This is a genomic window from Dokdonella sp. (genome assembly GCF_049593775.1).
GTDB lineage: Bacteria > Pseudomonadota > Gammaproteobacteria > Xanthomonadales > Rhodanobacteraceae > Dokdonella.
In genome coordinates, this window is record NZ_JBAWHJ010000490.1 from 1 (window position 1) to 9902 (window position 9902).

13 protein-coding genes are annotated in these 9902 nt (G+C 60.8%); 2 read left to right on the forward strand and 11 right to left on the reverse strand.

What is annotated here, in order from left to right:
• Positions 1-6: 6 nt before the first annotated feature.
• The 9 genes from ftsL to gspG all read right to left on the reverse strand — a co-directional run bounded on the left by ftsL (position 7) and on the right by gspG (position 5756).
• Entirely contained in the window at positions 7-276 is a 270-nt protein-coding gene (gene ftsL, locus WBP53_RS17000) for a cell division protein FtsL (protein WP_423930937.1), read from the reverse strand.
• Positions 273-1193 carry a 16S rRNA (cytosine(1402)-N(4))-methyltransferase RsmH gene (gene rsmH, locus WBP53_RS17005; protein ID WP_423930938.1) on the reverse strand — a complete coding sequence of 307 codons (921 nt, stop codon included), beginning with the start codon at positions 1191-1193 and terminating at the stop codon, positions 273-275. The genes ftsL and rsmH overlap by 4 nt, the downstream gene beginning before the upstream one ends.
• A 22-nt stretch (positions 1194-1215) precedes the next feature.
• The gene (gene mraZ, locus WBP53_RS17010) at positions 1216-1662 is read right to left on the reverse strand and encodes a division/cell wall cluster transcriptional repressor MraZ (RefSeq protein ID WP_423930939.1); all 447 of its coding nucleotides are present in this window, start codon (positions 1660-1662) and stop codon (positions 1216-1218) included.
• Between the two features lie 218 nt (positions 1663-1880).
• Positions 1881-2576 carry a class I SAM-dependent methyltransferase gene (locus WBP53_RS17015; protein WP_423930940.1) on the reverse strand — a complete coding sequence of 232 codons (696 nt, stop codon included), beginning with the start codon at positions 2574-2576 and terminating at the stop codon, positions 1881-1883.
• Positions 2573-3565 carry a type II secretion system minor pseudopilin GspK gene (gene gspK, locus WBP53_RS17020; RefSeq protein WP_423930941.1) on the reverse strand — a complete coding sequence of 331 codons (993 nt, stop codon included), beginning with the start codon at positions 3563-3565 and terminating at the stop codon, positions 2573-2575. The genes WBP53_RS17015 and gspK overlap by 4 nt, the downstream gene beginning before the upstream one ends.
• Positions 3562-4269 carry a type II secretion system minor pseudopilin GspJ gene (gene gspJ / locus WBP53_RS17025; protein ID WP_423930942.1) on the reverse strand — a complete coding sequence of 236 codons (708 nt, stop codon included), beginning with the start codon at positions 4267-4269 and terminating at the stop codon, positions 3562-3564. Before gspJ ends, gspK begins: the two co-directional genes overlap by 4 nt.
• Positions 4266-4661, reverse strand: coding sequence for a type II secretion system minor pseudopilin GspI (gspI, locus tag WBP53_RS17030; protein WP_423930943.1), 396 nt, complete (start codon positions 4659-4661; stop codon positions 4266-4268). Before gspI ends, gspJ begins: the two co-directional genes overlap by 4 nt.
• Positions 4658-5341: a prepilin-type N-terminal cleavage/methylation domain-containing protein gene (locus WBP53_RS17035; protein ID WP_423930944.1), complete on the reverse strand. Its 684-nt coding sequence runs from the start codon at positions 5339-5341 to the stop codon at positions 4658-4660. The genes gspI and WBP53_RS17035 overlap by 4 nt, the downstream gene beginning before the upstream one ends.
• A complete protein-coding gene (gene gspG / locus WBP53_RS17040) occupies positions 5277-5756 on the reverse strand; it encodes a type II secretion system major pseudopilin GspG (RefSeq protein WP_423930949.1) in 480 nt (159 codons plus the stop codon). The genes WBP53_RS17035 and gspG overlap by 65 nt, the downstream gene beginning before the upstream one ends.
• A gap of 211 nt (positions 5757-5967) precedes the next feature.
• Here gspG and WBP53_RS17045 point away from each other — a divergent pair, with 211 nt between their 5' ends.
• On the forward strand, positions 5968-7332 hold the full coding sequence (locus WBP53_RS17045) for an adenosylmethionine--8-amino-7-oxononanoate transaminase (protein WP_423930945.1): 1365 nt from the start codon (positions 5968-5970) through the stop codon (positions 7330-7332).
• 279 nt (positions 7333-7611) lie between these two features.
• Positions 7612-8346 (forward strand): 16S rRNA (uracil(1498)-N(3))-methyltransferase, encoded by a 735-nt coding sequence (locus WBP53_RS17050; protein WP_423930946.1) that lies wholly within the window; start codon positions 7612-7614, stop codon positions 8344-8346.
• Between the two features lie 25 nt (positions 8347-8371).
• Here WBP53_RS17050 and WBP53_RS17055 read toward each other — a convergent pair whose 3' ends face one another.
• Positions 8372-8836: a chemotaxis protein CheW gene (locus tag WBP53_RS17055; RefSeq protein ID WP_423930947.1), complete on the reverse strand. Its 465-nt coding sequence runs from the start codon at positions 8834-8836 to the stop codon at positions 8372-8374.
• A gap of 22 nt (positions 8837-8858) precedes the next feature.
• Positions 8859-9902, reverse strand: a 1044-nt coding sequence (locus WBP53_RS17060; protein ID WP_423930948.1) for a chemotaxis protein CheB, incomplete at its 5' end; no start/stop codon positions are given.

Sequence of the window (9902 nt, forward strand, 5' to 3'; positions counted from 1 at the left end):
GCCGGATCAACGTTTTGTGACGACCATCTCCGCGGCGCTCGGCGATACCATGCCGAGACGACCACGTGCGATCTGTTCTATTCGATTGTTCTCGGCCCAGGTCGCCTGCTCCAATTGCAGTCTCCCAAACTCGAAATTGATGTTGTCGCGCTCATTCGTGAGCCTGTTCAGCTCGACAAACTGGCGGCGACTCTCATGCCTTCCGTAAACCACGCCGACCGCGCTGCCGATAACAGCAACGATCAGTATCAACATGGCCAGCACGCGCAGGCTCATGAACTTTTCTCCGCGACGCGAAGCACTGCGCTGCGCGAACGTGGATTGACGGCCAGTTCGGCCGGGCTCGCAAAATGCTTGCCCAGGGCCCGCATGGCCGCTGGCTGCACTTCCGGCGGAGGCAGGTTGCGCCGATTCGGCTGCAATACCTGTCCACGCATGAAGCGCTTGACCACACGATCCTCCAGCGAATGAAAACTGATGACGACGAGGCGGCCACCAGGCTTGAGTCTTTCCAGCGCTGCATCCAGTCCGGTTTCCAGCGCACCCAGTTCGTCATTGACGTGAATGCGCAAGGCCTGGAATGTCCGCGTCGCCGGGTGCTTGTTGCGCTCCCGATGTCCTATGGTCTTCGCTACCAGAGCCGCCAATTGCGCCGTCGTCTGCAACGGCTGCTCCTGGCGCCGTTCGACAATGACCTTGGCAATCCTTCTGCTCAGACGTTCCTCTCCATAGCGCCACAACACATCGGCAATCTCGGCCTCGTCCGCTGCGGCCAGCCATTCGGCGGCGCTGCGACCTGTGCCGGGATCCATACGCATGTCCAGCGGACCTTCCGCCTGGAAGCTGAATCCACGACTGGCGTCATCGAGCTGCGGCGATGACACGCCCAGATCGAGAAACACCCCGTCCAATTCCTTTTCGGCATCCTGCCAATCACTCATCTCGCTGAAATTCGAATGTCGGATTCGAACCCGTTCGTCATCCGCGAACTCGCCTTGCGCTTCTGCGATGGCTTCAGGATCGCGATCCATCAGCAACAAGGCTCCGTCTTTGCCCAGCCGCGCAAGAATCTGCCTGGCGTGTCCTCCGCGACCAAATGTGCCGTCGAGATAACGACCATCAGGCTGGATCTGCAGCGCCTCGATCACCTCATCCAGCATGACCGGCGCATGCCTGTACTTCGCTTCCGTCATGGCTCCGTCCCTTTCGGCCGCATCAGAATTTGAGATCGAGCATGTCCTCCGTGATCTGCTCCTCGGATATCGTTTCGCGAATCTTGGCCAAATGCGCCTGTTCGCTCCAAAGCTCCAACTTGTTGCCCATGCCAAGCAATACCGCTTTCTTCTCGATGCCCGCTGCGCCACGCTGGCTCGCCGGCAGCAGCACGCGGCCATTGCCATCGGGCTCCAGATGGGCCGCCGCACCAACCAGCTTCATCTGCAGGTTCCGATGCACGGTTTTGGCCTTGCTCAAGGCATTGACCTCATCGCGCACCTGTTCCCATTCCTTTTCAGGAAACAGCCACAAACAGCCATGTTCGAAGGGGTTGTAGGTCACGACCAGGCGATTTCCGCTGAGCTTGGCCACGGCCTCACGATGGGTCGCGGGAATGGATACCCGACCCTTGTCGTCCAGCGTGACTGCAGTTTCGCCCTGAAACATGACCACCAAACACCACTAAAAACCACCGAAACCCACCTTATGCCGCCCTTGGTGGGCTGTCAAGGAGATTTCAGCGGCCTGGAATGAAGTAAACGGGGGCTGAGCGGGGCCTGACTCGGGCAATCCGGGAGGGTCGAGTGAAGTCGGTGGGCGACGCACAACGGGGCGTCACCTCCCCGATTGCCATCGCGAGAAGGCGCTCACGCTGGAAAGGAGCATCAGGATGCTGAATTCGGGTGGGTCGATGCCCGTTCGGGCTCACCCACGATAATCAGCGAGAGCAGTTGCCGTGTTTCGGGATGGATCGTTTCCTGCAACGCGACAATTCGCAGGCCTGTATCGCCGCACAGGCTCACCCAAGCTTGCAAGGTACGAAAATACCAGGGTGCCGGATCCGAGAATTCCACGTCGATTCCGGCCCACGTTCCTTCTCGCCAGCCATCACGATAGTCGACACCACCCCCGCTGGCGCAGGGGTGCATGGTCTGCGCGATGAAGGCACCCCCCGGCTTGAGGCTGACGGACATGCGGGCCATCAGGCGCCGGACCACTTCGTCGCCGAACAGTGAAAAATTGCAAACGCAAACATCAAAGCACTCGCTGACGGCGCCATCTGCAAACTCTTCCTGGCTGATTTTCGCGAAGCGACCTCCGCCAGCGGCACGCGCGCTCTCCACCAGGGACGGGATGACGTCGATGCCGAGCACATCCACTCCGCGTGCGGTCAGGGCGCGCGCCAACCAACCTTCGCCGCATCCGATGTCGAGCACAGTGGCCGGATCGCGCTGCATGATGGTCTCGATGATTGCCGTGTCTGTGACGAGAGCACGGCTTTCGATGCGACCCTCGCGCACCGCGCGGATCCATGGCGCACTGTTTTCACCCCAGCGCTCGATGATCAGACGATCACTCATGGCACTGCTCGCAGGTTGCCGCGCTCATCGAGGAGCGAACGGGCTGCATCGTCTTCGCCACGCCCGCGCTGCAGCACATGCACGCCACCGCGAGCCGTGCCGGTGACGCGTTCGAGCATGCTCGAGAATGCGAACGGCACATCATCAAGCATGATTTCACCTCGAGCGAGGAAATAGCTGCTGGTAACGCCCAGACCCGCACGCTGCGACGGGGAGAGCTGCACGTTTTGCTGCGCCGCTTCGTTCAGTGCGTTGTCCAGATCGGTCCAGCGCGCCTGGCCATCCTGATGGATACGTTCGGCGAGCGCTGCGGTGATGCGCGAATCGAGACTCATCAGCACGGCGATCGAAGCGGTATTCAGGTTGATCGACGTTCCCGGCGGTAGCGCGCAGACTTCCGGAGACAATCTCGCATAGACCGCACCACTGATACCACGCACCAGACGCAACTCCGAAATGTGCGCGAACACCCGATTACCCGTGCGATAAGGGATGGCCTGGGCCAGGTAGGCGTTGTCCTCTGCCCCGCCTTCGTCGTCGATATGGGTGTCGCCATCGATCCAGTCGACAATGGCACCGGCAAGCGAGGGATCGAGCTCCAGGGCAACCAGCAAATTCTCGAGGCGTTCGCGCCATACGGGCTGGTCGGTCAGGGTGAGATTGTTGAGGTTGAGGCAACCGTTGAGATCACGCATGGAGGCAGTCATGTGCCCGCCGGGTACTTCTTGCGCGGGCAAAGGAAATGCCCAGGCCTCGTTGTTGCTGTCCAGCGAGGGGCTCTCGGCCAGATCACGCATCAGGATCTGGGAGGCATAGGCCTCCAGTCCTTCCGCATAGGCCAGAGCCTGTTCGCCGCGCAACACATTGCGCGTTCGCGCGTACGCAAGTTCGCCACGGTCCAGCAAGGAAGCGATCAGGATCACGGCCAGCGCCACGGCCAGCAATGCGATCAGCAGGGCAACGCCACGCTGATTGCGCGGCCCCCTCATATTCCGCCTCCGGCATTGACGGGTAGCGCACCTGGCATGATGACGGGCGCCGGCTGTCCGGTACTGCCAGTTGCACCCACTCCTTCCGGGGGAATGCTGGAGGGCAAGGCGATGACCCTGCGCAACTCACCCCATTCCTCCAGCGTGATGCGAAACTCGACAGCACGCGGCAATTCGCCTGGAGATGCATCCTGCGGCGGCCACTGGTCGTTCCAGTCGCCACCTGCACCCAGATAGCGGAATCTCAAGTTGCCAATGTCGGCGAGCTGATCACTCCATTGGGGCACCGAACCGGCGGCCCTGTCGAGCACCCCATAGCGACCGCGCCTCAGGGTCCCTTCATTGACTGCATACAACACGCGCTCGATGTTGCTGCGCGGTTCCGAACGCGGATTGGCGAATCCCAGCCGACTGAGCTCGACACGATCGGCGTTGCCCAGCAAGGCCGGTACTGTCTCGCCATAGTTGCCGCGCAGTGGTCGTGAGATCGCCTGGCGAAGATCGCGTTCGAGATCTCCCATGGTGCGCACGATCGCGGCGAATCGATCCTGCTCGCTGGAAAGCACACTGTGCGTCCTTGCGACTTGACTCAAGGCGCCCCATGCAATCGCTGACATCGCGGCGAACACGACAAGCGCGACGAGGATCTCGATCAAGGAGAAGCCGCGACTGGATACGTTGTTCGTGCGGGCAGAGTACGTCATGGCTTCGGCTGCTCGCTGCCGAAGCCGCTCAGACTGGCGCTCGGTTCCTTCGCATCTTCGAGATACACCTGGATATCGATCCGGCGCATGTCGCGATCTTCAGTCGCCTTGATTTCCATCCGCCAGCGCCAGTCTCGATTGGCGAAACGCGCGCGACCATCGCGTGTACCAGTGGGAGGCAACGGCGTTGCCAGACGTGTCTCGCTCAACACGTTCGCTGCAACCCAACCCGCAAGGGTACGTTCGCGCAGGCTGTCGAATCCGCTGACCTGACCGCCCGCTGTCCGGGTCAGCGCCAGCAAGGCGAGGGAAACCACAACCAGCGCGATCAGGACTTCGAGCAAGGTGAAGCCACGCTTGAATCGACGCTGATCTGGCAGCACAGTCATCATGGCCGGATTTCCACGCGCTTGAGTGCGATCTTCCCTTGTACTTCGCCACGAAGCTCGTAGCGCATGCCGACATCACCCAGTTCCATGCGCAACAGGAAGGGCGTGAGCTCGCCGGAACTGAAACAGACCAGTTGTGGCGACCCGGTAGCGTTGTCGGACAGATCTACCGGACGACCATCGCGCAACAGTTCGAGTCGAAGGCCGGCAACCCAGTCATGCGGTCGCAACTCGTCCTTGCGCTCGGCAAGCACCCATCCCTGGAATCCGAGCATGGCAAACGCGTAGCCCTGTGCACCGACGCGCAGGCCGATTTCTCGCCCACCCAATTCTGCCTGCCGGCAGGCGTGCTCCATGAGTGCCTGCAGTCGCTCGGCTTCGCGAGTCAGTTGGCGTTCGCCGCCGGCCGAAGCAATGCTGATCGATACTGCCAGGGCGAGCACCGAGACTATGACCAATACCACCAGTATTTCGATCAAGCTGAATGCTGCAGTGGCAGCGGGCCTGCCGCTGCGGAGAACCCGTGTTCTCGGTGGAGTCGGCTCCTGAGACCTGAATGCGAGGCAGCTCTTTGGGTTCATGCTGCCATCATCACTCGCTGCGAATGGCAGCGTTGCATCAGTCGCTCCAGTTGCCGATATCCGCTGCATCACCTTCCCCACCGGGCCGGCCATCCGAGCCATAGCTGTAGATATCCACGTCTCCGTGCTGGCCTGGTTGCTGATACTGATACGGCTGGTTCCATGGATCTTTCGGCATGCGATCGAGATACGGCCCCTTCCAGTTGGGCGCATCGGGCTGCCCGGTCGGCTTGGCCACCAGCGCCTGCATCCCCTGCGCGCTGCTCGGGTAGCTGAAGTTGTCGAGCTTGTACAGATTGAGTGCGGTCATCACGCCTTGCAGATCCTGTTTGACGCGCGTGATCCTGGCCTCAGCCGGACGTTCCATGACTCGCGGCACGACAATCGCGGCGAGAATTCCGAGGATGACGACCACAACGAGGATTTCGATGAGGGTAAAGCCAGCAACCGCGGGGATTGGCCCTCGACCACCAAGAAACCGCGAACCAGTCAGAATTCGCTCTTGCTCCTGTTCCAACGCGGCGACATGCACTCGCTCACTGAAACGGTTTTTGCAATCCGCGGGCCACCCTTGACTCGATTGTGGCCGATCCTGAAGGTTGCGCGAGTGTAGGCCGCGGTGGCAGGAAAGCTCATTTGAATTGGTTGGCTCGAAAATGAATCTGTTCAGGTCTTGCATGAGCGTCTGCTTGTGCGAGGAGGTACCGGGCGTTGATCATAGCAAAGCCATGTTGAACTCCCCTCCTCCCTCGAGGCCGACCCTGTCGGCGCGTGACCTTGCCGTTGTCTGGCATCCCTGCACGCAAATGCGCGATCACGAGTTCGTGCCCATGATCGCCATCGAGCGCGCCGAAGGGGCCTGGCTGCACGCGGATGATGGATCCCGCTATCTGGACGTGGTCAGCTCGTGGTGGACCAATGTGTTTGGACACCGGCATCCGCGCATCGTGGCTGGGCTCAAGGATCAGCTCGACCGGCTGGATCACGTCATGCTTGCGGGCATGACCCACGAGCCTGCAGTCGCCCTCGCCGAAGAACTTGTGCGTGTGTCGCCACCCGGGTTGTCCCGGGTGTTCTATGCCGACAATGGCTCGAGCGCAGTCGAGGCGGCCCTGAAGATGAGCTTCCACTACTGGCGCAACGAAGGCCAACCTGGCCGCAAGCGATTCATCGCTCTTGCCGGTGGCTACCACGGCGAGACGATCGGAGCCCTCTCTGTCACCGACGTTGAACTCTATCGCAATACATACGCGCCGCTGTTGTTCGAACCTGTGCTGGCACCATCACCGGATGCCTACTTTCGCGAGCCGGGTGAATCAGCCGAGCAGCACGCGGAAGCGGCACTCGTCGGCATGCGACGCCTGCTCGAAAAGCATGCGCACGAGGTCGCTGCAATCATCATCGAACCTCTGGTGCAATGTGCCGCCGGGATGCGCATGCATGCACCAGACTATGTGGTCGGGTTGCGCGCCCTTTGTGATGAGTTCGACGTACACCTGATCGCGGATGAAATAGCAGTCGGATTCGGCCGTACGGGAACCATGTTCGCCTGCGGACAGGCTTCGATCACGCCCGACTTCATGTGTTTGTCCAAGGGTCTCACCGGCGGCACCTTGCCACTCTCTGCGGTTCTCACGACCGAGCGCGTCCACGAAGCCTTCTATGCGGAGTACGCCGAAGGAAAGGCCTTCCTGCACTCGCACAGCTACACCGGCAATGCCCTGGCCTGCCGAGCAGCCCTGGAAACCCTTGGCATTTTTCGTGACGAACCTGTGCTTGAGCGCAATCGTCTGCTCGCTACCCGACTGCGCGAGCGACTGGCCGGACTTGCCGACCACCCGAACGTCGCTGACGTACGCCAGACCGGCATGATCGCGGCTGTAGAGCTGGTCAACGACAAGACGACCCGAGAACCGTTCCCGGCCAGCGAACGACGTGGACTTCGCGTCTACTTGCACGGCCTGGAACGCGGCATGATCCTGCGCCCGCTCGGCAATGTCGTCTATTTCATGCCGCCCTACTGCATCACCAACGAAGAAATCGACTTGATGGTCGATGTAGCGATTGAGGGCATCGAACGCGCCGTTCGTTGATCCGGGATTTGAACGCGTCACCCACTGCGACCAGCCGACGAAAGATTCGTCATTGATCCAACGTTGTCAGCATTCTGTTGCATGCACGGAATTCCAAAAACACTTTCACTCCCCGAAGGCGACTGAAAGCTTCGCAACTTCCTTGCTGCTGCATCCCGGCGAATCACACTCGGGACGACGAGTTGGTCAGCTCAACCCTGTAGTGCTAAACGCCCCCGTTCAAGCCTCCTGCGCAATCAGCACGCGCATTGATGAATAATGGCGCCAAGGAGAAGACCCATGCGCATCCCGAGAATCTGTGTGTTCGAAGAGTTGAATATAGGCGCGGAGATAAAATTGCCCGCACAGGCCGGCGAACACTTGGCTCGCGTGCTCCGTCTTGAACGCGGGCACCCGATCGTCCTGTTCAATGGCAATACTCGTGAATTCCGCGCCGAAATCAGTGAAATCGCAAAACGGTCTGTCAGTGCCATGATCCTCGCTGAACAAGAGGCGACCGGTCGTGAAAGCCCTCTTCATCTGACCCTGGCCCAGGGCGTTGCGCGTGGCGAGAAGATGGATCTGATCCTGCAAAAAGCCACTGAACTCGGGGTAACGCGCATCGTGCCATTGATCACCGGGCGCACCGAGGTCAAGCTCGACGCCGAACGCACCGAGCGAAGGCTTGCGCACTGGCATGCAGTCATCGCTGGCGCCTGTGAACAGAGTGGCCGGGTGTGCCTGCCTGCGCTTGAGGCGCCACAGAGATTGGCGGCGTGGGCTGCGCAACTGGATTCAAGCGCCGGGCTGCGCCTCGCGCTTGATCCCCGTGGTGAAATCACGCCCCGGAGTCTCCCGCATTTCGACATGGCGACGCTGGTCGTGGGTCCGGAGGGCGGTCTGTCCGAACAGGATCTGTCCATGCTCGATCAGACCGACTTCATTGGCCTGCGCCTGGGACCACGCATCCTGCGCACCGAAACAGCCGGCCTCGCGGCGATTACCGCACTACAGGCAATTCACGGCGACATTTGACCCGGCGTTGAACCTGGGCAGGGCTTCAGGCAGCAAGTGCTTCGGAAATGAGCCGCTCGATCGCGCCGAGATCCGGGATGACCGCGTGATCATCGCGAACCAGCACTTCAGAGTGCACGCCGGATCCAAGTTCGTTGTTGTCTCCTGTCGTGATCAGGAGTTCGGAAGTAATCGTGGTGAGGCGCGGGAAGCCCTGGGCCAGCATCGCGATGAACGGCATCTTGGAGCTGCCCCCGAGCCCCTTCAACACGGTTACCCGCGCATTGCGCGTGTCTTCCTCACTCGCGTGACCAGCCAGCATCGGCAACGAAAACAGTGGCAGGCGCCAGCCCCGCCAGCCAAGTCGGCCCAGCAACCAGGCGGGCGCACCTTCGATCGCTTCAGGGGCCGTGTAGGTAATCACTTCGGCGACCGTCGCGTTGGGCAACAGCACGCGCCCACCGGTAACCGGAATCATGACGCCACGGATTTCGCGGGGCAGTTCGACCATCATGACTTCCTCGGATTTTGCATCAGGATTTCAACTCGCCGAGCAATTTGCCGGCAAGTGCCTTGGGGGAACCGGTAAAGCTGACGACGCCTGTTTCAATCACGCCGTCAACCATCGAACTGATGACGCAGGTCTCTGGATCCTGGGCGAATACCTTGCCTCCGATTCCAGCCAGATAGCGACTGCCTTCGGCTGCGTCTTCGGCCATGCCCGAGAACACGATGAACCCGGCCTTGGACCCGAAGCGGTCGGCGACATCCTGCAAGACCTGATCAATCGATGGTGTGTTCGGCAGGTTCGTGTCGCCCAGCGCCTCGAGCGTCACTACGCCTTCGCGATCCACGCGCAAGCGGTGCGTAGTTGGGACGACAACGATATCGCCATGACTAACCCGCTCGCCATGGGTGGGCGTTCGAACCGTAAGAGTCGTCGAGCGCGCCAGCTGCTGAGCCATGATTTCCATGAATTCCGCGCCCATGTGCTGGGCCAGAAGAAACAGGGCTGGACACTTCGCCGGCAATTCGGCGAGGAACTCGCGTACGGCCTCCGGCCCTCCTATCGAGGCACCGAGCACCCAGACGCGACTGACTGCAACCTTGTTGCTGGTGTCTAGCCAGCTCTCGCGTCCCTCGCTCGCTTCCGCTGAACTGTTCGCAACCGCAGGTGCTACAGCTTCATCGAGAGGGATCAATTCCAGGGAAAGATCAGCTTTGTCCATTTCCCCTGATGGGTCAACTTCGCCGTCCGGGGCGAGATACTCGGACGCGCTGATTTTTTCGATTCCAAAATCCTGCGGCGCGGCCGGTGCCTTTTCGGCCGGTGATTCCTCGGCGTCGCCATCGATATCTTCCAGGCTCCATGCGAAGGCCGAACCGATATCCGGCGGTGGGGCATGTTCAAGCTTTTTCTCGGCTTCCGGAGCACTGGGCGGCGCTGGCGCATCTGCCCAATCGAGATCGAGCATCTCGATTCCGGACACATCACTGCCGATCGCTGCGGCTTCGCTGTCCGCTGAGCTTTCGGCAAGCGCACTTTCCAGCGAATCCGAGGGTGACACCGTATCTAC